This window comes from Lentzea atacamensis (assembly GCF_003269295.1).
GTDB classification, from domain to species: domain Bacteria; phylum Actinomycetota; class Actinomycetes; order Mycobacteriales; family Pseudonocardiaceae; genus Lentzea; species Lentzea atacamensis.
Genome location: NZ_QLTT01000008.1, coordinates 235887 through 248648 on the forward strand (window position 1 = coordinate 235887; position 12762 = coordinate 248648).

Consider the following 12762-nt stretch of genomic DNA (forward strand, 5'->3'; position numbering starts at 1 on the left):
GTCCGGTGGCACGCGTTAGTGTCGGATGTATGCAGACCTGGTCATCAATTCCTGTGCCGCGGGTTCCGGGGGACCCCCGCCCGCTGCGGCTGTTCGACACGGCTACGGGCGAAGTGCGCCCCACGGCGCCGGGAGACACCGCCAGGTTGTACGTCTGCGGCATCACGCCGTACGACGCGACGCACCTCGGCCACGCCGCCACCTATCTGGCCTTCGACCTCGTGCACCGCGTGTGGCTCGACAACGGCCACAACGTGCACTACGTCCAGAACGTCACCGATGTCGACGACCCGCTCCTGGAACGCGCCGAGCGCGACCAGGACGACTGGGTCGTGCTCGCGATGCGCGAGACCGCCCTCTTCCGCGAGGACATGGAGGCCCTGCGCGTCCTGCCGCCCCAGGACTTCGTGGGCATCGTCGAGGCGATCCCCGAGATCGTCGAGGTCGTCGCCAAGCTCCTGGGTGACGGTGTCGCGTACCGCGCCGACGATGCCGAGTACCCGGACATCTACTACTCGCACGACGCCACGGGCCGCTTCGGCTACGAGTCGAACTACTCCTCCGAGGAGATGCTGCGCCTGTTCGCCGAGCGCGGCGGCGACCCGGACCGTCCCGGCAAGCGTCACCCGCTCGACGCGCTGCTGTGGCGGATGAAGCGTCCCGGCGAGCCGTCGTGGCCGTCCGAGCTCGGCGACGGCCGTCCCGGCTGGCACATCGAGTGCAGCGCCATCGCCCACAACCGCCTCGGCATGGGCTTCGACGTGCAGGGCGGCGGCTCCGACCTGATCTTCCCGCACCACGAGTACTCGGCGGCGCACGCCGAGGCGCAGACCGGCCAGCACCCGTTCGCGCGCCACTACGTGCACGCGGGCATGATCGGCCTCGACGGCGAGAAGATGTCGAAGTCGCGCGGCAACCTGGTCTTCGTCTCCAAGCTGCGCTCGCAGAAGGTCGACCCGAACGCGATCCGGCTCGCGCTCCTGGCGGGCCACTACCGCGCGGACCGCCCGTGGACCCGGTCGCTGCTGGACGACGCGCTGGAGCGGCTGGCGAAGTGGCGGCGCGCGGCCGGCCTGCCGTCCGGGCCGTCCGCCGCGGACACCGTCGCCCGGCTGCGTGACCACCTGGGCAACGACCTCGACACGCCCAAGGCCCTCGTGGCGATCGACGCGTGGGCGGACGAGGCGCTGTCGCACGGCGGCTCGGACTCGCACGGTCCGTCGCAGATCCGCACCGCCGTGGACGCGCTCCTGGGCGTGGAGCTCTAACCGGGGCAGACCCGGCTCCGCTCATCGGAGCCGGGTCACTCGTGGTTCCAGCCGAACAGCCGGGTGAACACCTCGTGCTGTTCGAGGCTGTGCTCGTGGTGCACCAGCGCGACGAGCTCGGCCAGCTCGGCCATCCCGGCGTCGTCGACACCGGGGAGGTCCTCGGGGTCGACGCGGTGCTGCTCGCACCACCGCAGCACGGCCTCCGGCCCGTTCACCGACGCGACGAACGCGCGCTGCTCCCTGTGCTGCCAGGCCTTCGCGATCTCGTCGAGCATGCCGTCGGCGATCATCCGCGCGGCCCGTGTGCGCAACCGGTCGAGGTGCGCCCGTTCATCGGTGAGCGGCAGCACGGTTGACGTGAGCTGGAACGGGAACCGCCCGCGGCAGTCGGCGAACCTGCGCAGCAACGAGATGGACCCGCCCTCCACCACCACGTGCTCGTGCGTGCGGCTCAGTGTCTCGACCTTCCGCAGCAGCGCCCACGCGGCCTCGTGCACCGGGTAGTCGCCGTCCGGCACGGCCCGGCGGGCCAGGTGCAGGCGGCCGGGCCCGTCGAGCCGGGCACTGGTGACCGGCAGGTCGAGATAGCACTGGATCCGGTCGGCCACGACGATCGGTGCATTGTTGTGCACATCGGCGATTTTCATTGCGACGTCCGATTTGCCCGCACCGGTGGGACCGACGACGAGATGTACGCAATTCATTGCCCGCTCCTTTGTGGTGGATCTCCCTCCACTTTCACCCGCTGCCGCTGGAGCGCCGCGGAAGTTCAGGCTTTTTCAGAAAAAGTTCAGCGATACTGTCGGGTTCCGCAAGTGATGTCCGTTTTTGCGCATCGTTCCGCTCGGCCTGGTTATAGTGTGGCGTCATGAGAATGTGCGTTTTCTGCGGTTCGTCGGCCGGCCGTGTGCGGCACATGGAGACCGCTGCCGGCGTCGGCAGGGTGCTCGCGGAGCGGGGGATCGAGGTCGTCTACGGCGGCGGCAGGATCGGCACGATGGGGGCCGTGGCCGACGGCGCGCTGAACGCGGGCGGGTCGGTCATCGGGGTGATCCCGCAGCACATGATCGAGTGGGAGATCGCCCACGACGGACTGGCCGAGCTGCACGTCGTCGACACGATGCACCAGCGGAAAGCGCTGATGGCGGACCTGTCGGACGCGTTCGTGGCGCTACCGGGCGGCGCGGGCACGATGGACGAGCTCTTCGAGATCTGGACGTGGGCGCAGCTCGGTCTGCACGCCAAGCCGATCGGTCTGCTCAACACCGGAGGGTTCTACGACCACCTGATCGCGCTGATCGACCACATGGTCGCTGAAGGTTTCCTGAAAGCGCCCTATCGCGAGATGGTTCTGGTTGACGACGAAATCGGGCGGCTGGTAGATCGGATGGCGGAGTACGAGCCGCCGGCGTACGAGTGGGTGGAGGACGCGCCTGTCCAATAAATAGCTTCACTGCCGAGATGTGTCGGTCACGTTAATTTCCGGGAAAGCCGGGCACTCCTGAACCAGGAGTGCTTTCACGAGCTGGCACTGCACCGTCGAGAAAGCCATGACGTACTCGTGATCGGCCTTCCAGAACAGCCGGTAAAGTGACCGGGCCTGACCCATCACGACAATCCACTCGTCGGCCTCGGCGAAGGTGAGCACCCTCGGCCCGGGGCCGGCGCAGCGTGCCCTCACCCGATCGACGGGTGCGGGATCGGCGAGCTCCTCGCGGTACCGCCTCCGGAAGCCCGCCGACAGCCACCATGACGCACCGGCCTGCGGGAGCATCCGGCGTAGCAGCGAAGACCTCCGCACGGCCCCCCACGGATGGCGGAGCCGGAACGTCGCACTGCCCGGCGTGTAGACCTGCACCAGCAGATCGAGCGCCGCCATGAGGCCGGTGACGAACTCCTCGGTCATCTCCACCAGCACGCCGCCGTCGACGGGTTCGGCGCTGAAGGTGCTCTTGCTCACCGAGCTCTCCCGAAGGTCGCGTGCAGACCGGACCGCGTCAGCCGGAACGTGACTTCCTCCGCCGTCTTGCGGTCGTAGGTCCCGACCACCGCGCTACCACTCTCGTGGATCGCCAGCGTCTGGCGTTGTGCCTGTTCCGCGTCGTGGCCACAGGCCTTGCGCAGCAGGTGTTGCACGACGAGAACACGTTGACGTCGTCGTTGTGCACGACGACCTGCCATCTGTCCCCGGAACTCACCGGCAGAGTATGCGCGAAGGCCACAATGGACCGGTGATGGAGGCGGCGAGACGCGATCTGGCGCGCATGCGGGAGTCAGCGGAGGCGTGGCAGGACCTGCGCTACGAGCGCGCCGCGGACGGCCGTGACGCGAACGAGGTGCCGCGCGCGAGGGTGTTGTGGGCGCTGCAGTACGACCGCCGCCCCGGCGACCTGCCGCTGCTGCGGTTCCTGGCCGAGCAGGAAGCCTTGTGCCGCAGGCATTCGCCGTATCAGGGACTCGGGGAGCAGGCCGCGCTGGCCGGTTTCCTGCTCGCCGAGCACCGGCAGGCCGAGGACGTGTGGCGGCAGTGGGAGATCAAGCGCGCCAACTTCGACACCCTGCTCGGCTACGACGTCGAGCACGTGTTCGCCGCCGGGGTGCGTGCCACGATCGACCACCTGCGTGTCGTCGACCACCCCGATCGTGACAAGGCGCTGGAGTACCTGCTCGGCACGGGAGTCGACGAGGAACGCGTGGAGGAGTGGGCGCGGGACAAGCGGGAGTGGTTCCCGGAGGACCCCGCCGACGAGGACCCGCTGACCTGGTTCGACCGGGCGATGCTGGTGGGGGAGAAGGAACTGGCGCGCGCCGAGCTGGACCGGTGGGCGAGTGGCCGCGAGCGGGACGGCAGGACGCTGCGGACGCTCTGCTTCCACCTGATGGAGCTCGATGAGTTCGCTGAAGCGGCGCGCGTGCAACGGGAAAGCCTCGCGTTCGCGGACAACGACTGGGACCGCGCGTCGGCGTGGCAGACGCTGGCCGGTCTCGAACGCCGGGCAGGAGACCACGGTGCCGCGTGGGAGGCGTTGTGTGAGTGCCGCAGAGCGCTCGAGCACGTCGACGGCTGGCGCGAGGCCGGCCTGGGCCGCCAGTTCGTGGAGGAGCTCTTCCTGCTGGCGGGGCAGGCGGAGGGCGAGCTGGCGAAGGAGGCGTTCGCCGAGGCCGAACGGCAGGCGCGCGAGGTGCCGGGGTTGCCACCGGTCGTGTTCGAGGCCGCCGCCGAGGCAGCGCTGAACATCGGTGGCGAGGCCGCGCTGGGGCGGTACCTGTGAAGGAAACCGCCCCCGGGGCGGAAGCACCGGGGGCGGTCTCGTTCAGTCACAACCGGTCGGCTCAGACGTCGAGCGTCCAGTTGTTCAACGTGCCGCTGTCCAGGAACGCCGCGTCGCGCACGCGCAGCGTCCAGGTGCCGTTGGCAGCCTCACCGGAGAGGTTCTTGGTGTAGGTCTCGTTGATGTTGTCGGCCGAACCGCCGGAACGGTTGTGCAGGTTCACGACCGTGCCGTCGGGCGCGACCAGGTCCACCACGAGGTCGCCCTTGTAGGTGTGCGTGATCGAGACCTTGACCGTCGCCGTGGCCGACGCGTTGCCCGCGCAGCCGGAGATGACGATCGTGCTGGTCACGGTCTGCAGGTCGCCGATGGTGACCGGGGTGGAGTTGGTCTTGGCGTCACAGCCGCCACCAACGGCGTTGACCGTCCACGTGAAGGTCGCGGAACCGGTCTTGCCCGCCGAGTCGGTCACCGTGGCGGTCACCGTGGAGGTGCCCGCCGTGGTCGGCGTGCCGGAGATCGCGCCGGAGGCGCTCGCCGACAGACCGGCCGGGAGACCGGAGACGGACCAGGTGTACGGCGCGGTGCCGCCGGACGCCGAGAGCTGGAGCGACACCGGAGAGCCGACCGTGGAGGTCTGGTTACCGGGGTTGGTCACCGACGGGTTGCCCGGCTGTCCACCGAAGAGGGTGTAGAGCAGCTTGTTCGGGGAACCGGTGCCGGGGCTCGTGATCTTGTTCGGGGTCGACGCGCCGTTCAGGCCCGCCCAGACAGCGGCAGGGCTGTCGCTCGGGTGCGTGGCCAGCCACAGCGCCGCGGCGCCCGCGACGTGCGGGGTGGCCATCGACGTGCCGGAGATGTTGTTCGTGGCGGTGTCGTTGGTGTTCCACGCCGAGACGATGTTCGAGCCCGGCGCGAAGATGTCCGTGCAGGTGCCGTAGTTCGAGAACGACGAACGCGCGTCGGTGTTGGTCGACGAGTTCACCGTGATCGCCTCGGCGACGCGGGCCGGGGACGTCGAACACGCGTCGGTGTTCGAGTTGCCGGACGCGATCGCGTAGGTGACACCGGACGAGATGGAGTTGCGGACGGCCGTGTCGAGCGCGGCGGCAGCGCCACCACCCAGCGACATGTTCGCGACCGCCGGCTTCACCGCGTTCGCGGTCACCCAGTCGACGCCGTCGACGACGCCCTGGATGGAGCCGGAGCCCTGGCAGTTCAGGACCTTCACCGCGACGACCTTGGCCGCCTTGGCGAGGCCGTACTGCGAGCCCGCGATGGTGCCGGCGACGTGCGTGCCGTGGCCGTTGCAGTCGGTGTTGTTGCCGTCGCCGGAGGTGTTGGTGCCCCACGTCGCACGGCCGCCGAACGTCTGGTGCGTGGTGCGCACACCGGTGTCGATGACGTAGGCGGTCACGTTGGACGCGGTCGTGTCGTACTGGTAGCTGTTGCTCAGCGGCAGATCCCGCTGGTCAACGCGGTCCAGACCCCACGAAGGCGGGTTCTGCTGGACGTCCATGATCTTGATCTGGGCGTCCTGCTCGACGAACGCGACCTGCGGGTCCGCGGCGAGACGGGCGGCCTGCTTGGCCGTCATCTTCACCGAGAACCCGTTGAGCGCGTGCTGCCAGACCTTGCCGACCTGGCCGCCGTACTTGCTCGCCAAGCCCGGTGCGGCGGCCCTCGACGCCGTTCCGGCCTTGAGCGAGACGATGTAGCTGTCCTTCACGACATCGGCGCGGTCCGCGCCGAGAATCGTCCCCACGTTTTCTTGAGCTGAAGCAGCGGGCACCACAGCGGCGGCCAACGATAAGGCAGCGGCGGCGGCGAGTCCCGTACCCAAGACTCTTCGCATGGCAGGGTTCTCCCTCGTGCAGGGAACAGGGTGTCCTGCACGCTAGCCCTAAACCGCAGGTCAGAGGGATACGCCGACAAGTGCGAACTGTTGACAGATTTGCCTTCGCGTGTCAAAGCGAATGTCGCTCTCCGTCACGGAAATAGACTGAGAGAAGGCATTTGGATTCCTTATACCAACTCTGATGCCGGAAGGTCCACCCTTCGATCGGCCCTATCGTCCGGTAGGCAGCACAACATAGCGTCACCCACACGGAGGAACGAACTGATCGGGCAGTTCGACCGCCTGGGGACGCCATTGCTTCCGGTGTCGTGCGGGCTGTGTTGCAGCACAGCCGATCTCCTCATCGCGGTTGCCCGGTCCGGCGTTACACCGGCCCTGCAAACCGAACATTGAGGAGAAATGCCTATGAAGCGCATGGCTGTCGCGGCTGTGGCCGTACTGGCGGGTGCCCTCGCGACGACGGTCTCCCCTGCCGCCGTCGCCGCACCGGAGCCATCGGCTGACGTGCTCGCCGCGATGCAGCGCGACCTCGGTCTGAACGCCCAGCAGGCGGCGGAACGGCTGCGTCAGGAAAGCGCGGCCGCGGTCCTGCAGCACGTCGCGAAGGGGTTCGCGGGTGACGAGTTCGGTGGCGCGTGGTTCGACGCGTCCATCGGCAAGCTCGTCGTCGGTGTGACCGAGGGCGTCACCGGCGCCAAGGCCGACCGCATCAAGCAGCTCGGCGCGGAACCCCGCACGGTCGCTCACAAGGAGAAGGACCTCGACGCGGCCAAGACCAGGCTGGACGCCGAGAAGGCTCCCGCGGAGGTCACCGGCTGGTTCGTGGACCCGCAGGCCAACGCCGTGACGATCACCGTCAAGCGCGGTCAGGCCGAGGTGGCGAAGTCGTTCGCGGAGAAGGCGGGCACGCTCGCGAAGGTCGTCGAGACCGACGAGGCGCCCCGTCTGCTCAAGGACATCCGCGGCGGCGACGCCTACTACATCAACAACGCGGGCCGCTGCTCGGTCGGCTTCGCGGTGCAGGGCGGGTTCGTCACCGCCGGGCACTGCGGCTCCAAGGGCGACACGGTGGCCGGCGTCGACCGTTCGGCTCTGGGCGCGTTCGAGGGCTCGTCCTTCCCGGGCAACGACTACGGGTGGGTCAAGGCCAACTCGGCGTGGACGCCCACGGCCAAGGTGAACCGCTACGGCGGCGCTGACGTCGTCGTCTCCGGTCACACCGAGGCTGCGGTCGGCGCGTCGATCTGCCGTTCCGGCTCGACCACGGGCTGGCACTGCGGTGTCGTCCAGGCCAAGAGCCAGACGGTGAACTACCAGGAGGGCTCGGTCAGCGGCCTGACGCGCACGGACGTGTGCGCGGAACCCGGTGACTCGGGCGGCTCGTGGGTCAGCGGCACGCAGGCGCAGGGCGTCACCTCTGGTGGCTCCGGCAACTGCACCAGCGGCGGCACGACTTACTTCCAGCCGGTCAACGAGATCCTCTCGGCATACAACCTGACGCTCATCACGGGCTGACGGACGACCTTGCCCGGTGGGCGGTGACCAGGACTGACACGGTCACTTGCCTGCCGGGCAAGCCGTCGAGCGCCGAGCGTGGGCCCTGGCCGCCGAGCAGGCCGCGCGATCCGACGTGCCGAGTCCCGGTCCGCGGGCTCCCGGCAGGTGGTCGAGCACCCGCCCGGACCACGGCCGGGTCATCACCGCTCGTGACACGGGTGTCGGCCAGGAGACTGACGTAGCCGTGCCGGCCGATGTCGAAGGTGTGGCCCGCGGCGCGGCTCAGCGCGTGACGGGCGGGAGACAGGCGGCCTGATGAGGGCGCACCGAAGAGGGCGACGCCGTCGGCATCGCCCTCGAGCCTTCCGATCACAGGAAGAAGTGGTGCGCGCTGCTCGCGAACTTCATGCGGAACCCCTATGGCTCAGGCTTTCCGTTGTTCCAGCCATTTCTCGCGGTGCGTGCGCCATCGGTCGAGCAGTGTGCCGAGCTCGAGGTGGCAGAAGCGGAAGAACTCGCGCGTCTCGTCCAGGCGCGCTCCCGCCTCGGTGTCCTCCCCGAGCGTGTCCACGCCCTCGGTCAGCACCTCGTCGATCACCTGCAGCATCTGGTCCCTGCGGAACGTCGCCTCGTACCAGACGTTGTCGCGCATCCGGTAGATGTCGCGGCGCGATCCCGGCTCCCGTTCGCGGCTGACGATCTGGATCGTGGTCAGGTAGCGCACCGCGCCCGACACCGCCGCCGGGCTGATCTGCAGCAGATCGGCGATCTCGGCCGCAGTGAGCCGCCCTGAGTCCGTCGTCAGCAGCGCCGCGAGGATGCGCGCCGGCATGCGCGGCATGCCGGCGTCCGCCAGAATTCCGCCGAACCGCTCGACGAACTGGCTTACCGCCTGCGTGTCACGCTGTGTAGCTCCCGTCACCGCGGCATCATCCCCTTCCGTCAGTCGATCGGGCAAAATTTACGGCCTTCACGAACTTGTGAAAGAAGCGTAGCTTACCGGCCATGACATCTGCGATATCCGTGTCGGGCCTGGTGAAGACCTTCGGCCCGACGCGTGCACTGGACGATCTCGACCTGAACGTCCAGACCGGTGAGGTGCACGGCTTCCTCGGCCCGAACGGCGCGGGCAAGTCGACGACGATCCGGATCCTCCTCGGCCTGCTGCGTGCCGACTCCGGCACCGCGCGGCTGCTCGGCGGCGACCCGTGGAAGGACACCGCTGCCCTGCACCGCCGCCTCGCCTACGTCCCCGGCGACGTGAACCTCTGGCCCAACCTGACCGGCGGCGAGGTCATCGACCTGCTCGGACGGCTGCGCGGCGGCCTGCGCAAGCAGCGCCGTGAAGAGCTCCTGGAGCGCTTCGAACTGGACCCGCGCAAGAAGGGCCGCACCTACTCCAAGGGCAACCGGCAGAAGGTCGCCCTCGTCGCCGCCCTGTCGAGCGACGTCGAGCTGCTCATCCTCGACGAGCCGACGTCTGGCCTCGACCCGTTGATGGAGGCCGTCTTCCAGGACTGCATCAACGACGAACGCGAGCGTGGCCGCACCGTGCTGCTGTCGAGCCACATCCTCGCCGAGGTCGAGGCCCTGTGCGACCGGGTCAGCATCATCCGCAACGGCCACTGCGTCGAGACCGGCACGCTCGCCGACCTGCGGCACCTGACCCGCACGTCGATCTCCGCCGAGCTGGCCGGGCCGCCGAACGGGCTCGCGAACCTCGACGGCGTGCACGACCTCGTGGCCGAGGGCAACCGCGTCAAGTTCGAGGTCGACTCGGACAAGCTCGACCTCGCGCTGAAGCAGCTCGTGTCGTCGGGTGTGCGCACGCTGACCTCGCAGCCACCGACGCTGGAAGAGCTCTTCCTGCGGCACTACGAGGACGCGAAATGATCGGCACGGCCCTCATCGGTACTGGGCATCTGGTCCGGCTGGCGCTGCGCCGCGACCGGATCCTGCTGCCGATCTGGATCCTGTTCCTGGTCGGCATCACGTACTCGACGACGACCGCCCTGGAAGAGCTGTACAAAACGCCCGAGTCGCGGGCGCTGCTCGGGGTCACCGCCAACGCCAACTCCGCGTTCCTCGCGATGCTCGGCCCGCTGCACGACACGTCGTCGCTGGGCGGCCTGGTGGCCTGGCGCTGGGGCGTCTTCTCCGGGCTGTTCATCGCGATCATGGCCATGCTCGTCGTCACCCGGCACACGCGCGCGGAAGAAGAAGCCGGCCGCACCGAGCTCATCAGCGCGACAGTTGTCGGACGGCACGCACCGCTTGCCGCCGCGGTGATCGTCGCGGGCGGCACGAGCCTGCTGATCGGCGTGCTGCAGGCGCTGGCGCTGATCGGCAAGGATCTGGACGCCACCGGCGCGTTCGCGTTCGGCCTGTCCACGGCGAGCGTCGGCCTGGTCTTCACCGGGGTCAGCGCGTTCACCGCCCAGCTGTCGGAGAACTCGCGCGTGTCCAACGCGATCGCGGGCGGCTTCCTCGGTGTGACCTACCTGTTCCGCGCCGCGGGCGACGCGGCGGGGGAGTCGGGGCCGCAGTGGCTCACCTGGTTCTCGCCGATCGGCTGGACCGAGCACGTGCGGTCGTTCGGTGACGACAGGTTCTGGGTGCTCGGCATCTCGCTGGCCGCGTTCGTGCTGCTGGTGGGCGTCTCGGCCTACGTCGTGACGCGCAGGGACGTCGGCCTCGGTCTGCTGGCGACCAGGCTCGGTCCGGCCGGCGGCACGATCGGCACCCCGTTCGGCCTGGCGTGGCGGCTGCAGAAGGGCTCGCTGATCGGCTGGTCGCTGGCGTTGCTCGTGGTCGGCACGATCTACGGCAGCGTCGCGCAGGCGGTCGGGCAGATGGTGCAGGACAACCCGGCGCTCGGCCAGATCGTGCAGCAGATCGGCGGCGCGGACGCGATGGTGGACGCGTTCTTCGCCACCATCACGCAGATGCTGGGCCTGATCACGTCGATCTACCTCGTGCAGGCGGTGCTGCGGCTGCGGTCGGAGGAGACGTCGTTCCGCGCCGAGCCGCTGCTCGCGACCCCGGTCTCGCGCTGGGGCTGGGTGGCGTCGCACGCGGTGTTCGCCCTGGCCGGCGGCGCGGTGGTGCTGGCTTCCGCCGGTCTCGGCCTCGGTCTCGTGCACGGCCTGCGCACCGATGACCTCGGCACGGTGCTCCCGCAGATGCTCGGCGCAGCGCTCGTCCAGCTCCCGGCGGCCTGGGTGATCGCGGGCGTGGCGCTGGCGTTGTTCGGGCTGTTCCCGCAGTTCACCGGCGTGAGCTGGGCGGTGGTGTCGGTGTCGCTGGTGATCACGCTGCTCGGCCCCGCCCTGCAGCTGGATCAGTGGATCATCGACGTCGCGCCGTTCACGCACGTGCCGAAGTACCCGGACATCGTCGCCGGGCCGCTGCTGTGGCTCACCGGAGTGGCGGCGGTGCTTCTGGCTGCGGGGTTCGCCGGGTTCCGGCGCCGCGACCTGACCACGTGACGACCGCGGGCACGGTGATCAGCAGACCGGCCGGGACGAGGAAACCCAGCAACGGGTGGGCCTGATACAGCGGAACGAACGCCAGCGGGGCCGCGGCGGCGCCCATGAAGCGCAGTGACTGCACGACACTGACGCTGCCGCCCCTGTTGGCGTTCTCGCTCTGCAGCACCAACGCGTTGATGCTCACCAGCACACCCTGAGCGGCCGCCCCGGTCAGCGCCCACGCGAGGACCACGATCGCGACGACCGGGGTCGTGCCCGCCGCCGCGATGAGGCCCGCGCCCAGCGTCGCGCCCACGACGACCGTGGTCGCGGCACCGAACCTGTCGATCGCCTTGCCGACCTGCCGCGCGGTCAGGAAACCGACGATCCCGAACCCGGTGAGCAGCAACCCGCGTTCACCGGCGCCGAGGCCGAACACGTCGTCCAGCCGGAACGCCACGAGGAACGACAGCCCGCCCAGGCAGCCCCAGCCGACGAACGCGACGACGGCGGGCCTGATCGTGCTCGGCACGAAAGCGCTGCGCAGGCTCGCGTTGCGCTCCGGCTCGGCGTCCGTCTGCGGCACGCCCAGCACCGCCAGCCCGACGGCCACCACGGAGATCACCACGAACGCCAGCCGCCAGTCGATCTCGGCGGTGAGGCCGCCGACGAGCGGGGCCGAGGTCTGCCCGGCCGCCTGCGTCGACCCGAACAGCCCCAGCGCGCGGCCGAGCTTCTCCTTCGGCGTCGAGGCGGCGATCACGGCCAGCAGCACCGGCGTGGTGAACGAGTTCGCGGCGCCCTGCAGCGCGCGTGCGGCCAGCAGCACCTCGAACGTCCAGGCGCTCGCGGCCAGCGCGGAGGTGACGGCGTAGGCGATGTACGCGATCCGGACGGTCCGTTGTGGACCCCAGCGTTGGGCGAACGTGCCGGACACGAGCATCAACACGGCGAACGGCACGAGGTAGAACGTGAGCGTCGACGCCGCGGAGCCCGCCGACCGGCCGAAGCTCGCCCCGATCTCGGGCAGGATCGACGTGGTGATGGCGCCGCCGAACGGCCCGATCAATGCGCCGGCGTACAACCCGGCGCGTGCCAAGCGGCCCACAGGAACCTCCACCGTCCAACCCTAGTGCGGGGGACGGCACGACCGCGCTGTGATTGTTGTCGTAGCTAAATTCTTCACCGGCCTCCCTGCGTCGGCTGACTGGCGCTGCGGCTGGTGTTGAACGAATTCCGGTGGATGCGGGTCGCAGTGCAAATCTGTTTGACATTCGCGGACAGGCGGCCCTACGGTGCTGGTGAAGCGCTTCGATTCGACAGTGAGGGTCAATTCTCATCCGTCCTCGGTGTGCGAAACCTGCTGGTAGCAGGCCTGGGGGCATGCTTCCTTT

The 12762-nt window shown here is 69.2% G+C and carries 13 protein-coding genes; 7 read left to right on the forward strand and 6 right to left on the reverse strand.

Annotated elements, in window-relative coordinates:
* Positions 1 to 29 precede the first annotated feature (29 nt).
* A complete protein-coding gene (gene mshC, locus C8D87_RS32225) occupies positions 30 to 1268 on the forward strand; it encodes a cysteine--1-D-myo-inosityl 2-amino-2-deoxy-alpha-D-glucopyranoside ligase (protein ID WP_112229506.1) in 1239 nt (412 codons plus the stop codon).
* A gap of 35 nt (positions 1269 to 1303) precedes the next feature.
* Here the strand turns inward: mshC and C8D87_RS32230 are convergent, their stop codons facing one another.
* On the reverse strand, positions 1304 to 1975 hold the full coding sequence (locus C8D87_RS32230; protein ID WP_112229507.1) for an isopentenyl transferase family protein: 672 nt from the start codon (positions 1973 to 1975) through the stop codon (positions 1304 to 1306).
* Between the two features lie 164 nt (positions 1976 to 2139).
* Between C8D87_RS32230 and C8D87_RS32235 the strand changes: the two genes are divergently transcribed.
* Positions 2140 to 2715, forward strand: a complete 576-nt coding sequence (locus tag C8D87_RS32235; RefSeq protein ID WP_112229508.1) for an LOG family protein — start codon at positions 2140 to 2142, stop codon at positions 2713 to 2715.
* A gap of 6 nt (positions 2716 to 2721) precedes the next feature.
* Here C8D87_RS32235 and C8D87_RS32240 read toward each other — a convergent pair whose 3' ends face one another.
* Both C8D87_RS32240 and C8D87_RS32245 read right to left on the reverse strand, forming a co-directional pair.
* Positions 2722 to 3231 (reverse strand): hypothetical protein, encoded by a 510-nt coding sequence (locus tag C8D87_RS32240; RefSeq protein ID WP_112229509.1) that lies wholly within the window; start codon positions 3229 to 3231, stop codon positions 2722 to 2724.
* Positions 3228 to 3407 carry an ATP-dependent Clp protease adaptor ClpS gene (locus C8D87_RS32245; RefSeq protein ID WP_170166658.1) on the reverse strand — a complete coding sequence of 60 codons (180 nt, stop codon included), beginning with the start codon at positions 3405 to 3407 and terminating at the stop codon, positions 3228 to 3230. Before C8D87_RS32245 ends, C8D87_RS32240 begins: the two co-directional genes overlap by 4 nt.
* Positions 3408 to 3505: 98 nt before the next feature.
* Between C8D87_RS32245 and C8D87_RS32250 the strand changes: the two genes are divergently transcribed.
* On the forward strand, positions 3506 to 4543 hold the full coding sequence (locus C8D87_RS32250; RefSeq protein ID WP_112229511.1) for a hypothetical protein: 1038 nt from the start codon (positions 3506 to 3508) through the stop codon (positions 4541 to 4543).
* A gap of 61 nt (positions 4544 to 4604) precedes the next feature.
* Here C8D87_RS32250 and C8D87_RS32255 read toward each other — a convergent pair whose 3' ends face one another.
* The gene (locus tag C8D87_RS32255) at positions 4605 to 6308 is read right to left on the reverse strand and encodes a S8 family peptidase (protein WP_325049737.1); all 1704 of its coding nucleotides are present in this window, start codon (positions 6306 to 6308) and stop codon (positions 4605 to 4607) included.
* Positions 6309 to 6806: 498 nt separating this feature from the next.
* Here C8D87_RS32255 and C8D87_RS32260 point away from each other — a divergent pair, with 498 nt between their 5' ends.
* Both C8D87_RS32260 and C8D87_RS46300 read left to right on the forward strand, forming a co-directional pair.
* Positions 6807 to 7916, forward strand: a complete 1110-nt coding sequence (locus C8D87_RS32260; RefSeq protein WP_112229513.1) for a S1 family peptidase — start codon at positions 6807 to 6809, stop codon at positions 7914 to 7916.
* A gap of 46 nt (positions 7917 to 7962) precedes the next feature.
* Entirely contained in the window at positions 7963 to 8214 is a 252-nt protein-coding gene (locus C8D87_RS46300; RefSeq protein ID WP_170166659.1) for a hypothetical protein, read from the forward strand.
* Between the two features lie 108 nt (positions 8215 to 8322).
* Here C8D87_RS46300 and C8D87_RS32270 read toward each other — a convergent pair whose 3' ends face one another.
* Complete coding sequence (locus C8D87_RS32270) at positions 8323 to 8820, reverse strand: GbsR/MarR family transcriptional regulator (RefSeq protein WP_233440082.1); 498 nt, start codon at positions 8818 to 8820, stop codon at positions 8323 to 8325.
* Between the two features lie 83 nt (positions 8821 to 8903).
* On the opposite strand from C8D87_RS32270, the gene C8D87_RS32275 reads away from it, so the two are divergent.
* Complete coding sequence (locus C8D87_RS32275) at positions 8904 to 9791, forward strand: ABC transporter ATP-binding protein (protein WP_112229514.1); 888 nt, start codon at positions 8904 to 8906, stop codon at positions 9789 to 9791.
* A complete protein-coding gene (locus C8D87_RS32280) occupies positions 9788 to 11386 on the forward strand; it encodes an ABC transporter permease (protein ID WP_112229515.1) in 1599 nt (532 codons plus the stop codon). The genes C8D87_RS32275 and C8D87_RS32280 overlap by 4 nt, the downstream gene beginning before the upstream one ends.
* Here the strand turns inward: C8D87_RS32280 and C8D87_RS32285 are convergent.
* Positions 11316 to 12488, reverse strand: a complete 1173-nt coding sequence (locus C8D87_RS32285) for an MFS transporter (protein ID WP_109640256.1) — start codon at positions 12486 to 12488, stop codon at positions 11316 to 11318. The genes C8D87_RS32280 and C8D87_RS32285 overlap by 71 nt on opposite strands.
* Positions 12489 to 12762 lie beyond the last annotated feature (274 nt).